This is a genomic window from Pseudomonas sp. 8 R 14 (assembly GCF_900005955.1).
Lineage (GTDB): Bacteria > Pseudomonadota > Gammaproteobacteria > Pseudomonadales > Pseudomonadaceae > Aquipseudomonas > Aquipseudomonas marginalis.
The window spans coordinates 27,332-28,062 of sequence record NZ_CVTH01000088.1 but is presented as its reverse complement, the minus strand read 5'-3'; the positions used below and the strand labels follow the sequence as shown (position 1 = coordinate 28,062).

Annotated in this window: 1 protein-coding gene; it reads right to left on the bottom strand. The window is 59.4% G+C overall.

Translation table 11 applies throughout. The features are described from left to right. Window positions 1–731: RHS repeat domain-containing protein (locus BFQ01_RS27880; protein WP_176718768.1), on the bottom strand; the 731-nt coding region annotated here is incomplete at both ends.

The window sequence follows — 731 nt, the reverse complement described above, 5'->3', positions numbered from 1 at the left end:
CATCGGCGTTGTGCAGCGTGACACGGCCGTCGTTCCCCCAGGCATACCGCGTATCCATCTGGGAAAAACTGGCCCAATGCCGAACACATCGCGCCGTTTTGCCGGACCGTTCCCACTCCCAGAAGAAACTCGCCCCTCCGGCCAAACCACGCTCAAGAATCACGTGCTGATCGTCGTAGCGATAAACCTCGCTTTCGCCGACGGCATTGGTCGCCGAGACCAGTCGGCCAGCGTCGTCGTAGGCGTAGGAAACGACGTTCTGCTCCGTCACCCATTCGTAAGGCTCATACCCCTTGGCCCGCTGAACCTGATAATCCACAGCCACGATGCGACCGGACGAGTAACGCAAAAACAGCGCACACCCCGCACCGTTATCAAGCCGCTCAATCCGCCCCAGAAAATCCCGAGCAATCCGCAACCGGTTGTCGTAGGCATCACTGATCGAGACCAGCACACCGTCGCGAAAGTGATAAAACCGCGACGCCTGGGACAACACCAGTTCGTCCGGCGATGCGCCCAAATAGATCGCTGCTTCGGCCAAGCTGTTGGTGATTGCAGGTCGAGCAACAGTCGGCAGTGGAAACCCAATCGAGCGATTCTCATGGTCCGTCCACACCACCGAATCGCCCGACACCGCAAGCCGATGCGCCAGCGAATGACTCCAGCCAAACCCCAACCCGACATCCACTTCCACCGCACTGGTGCGATATAACCGTGTCCACTCGAACGGC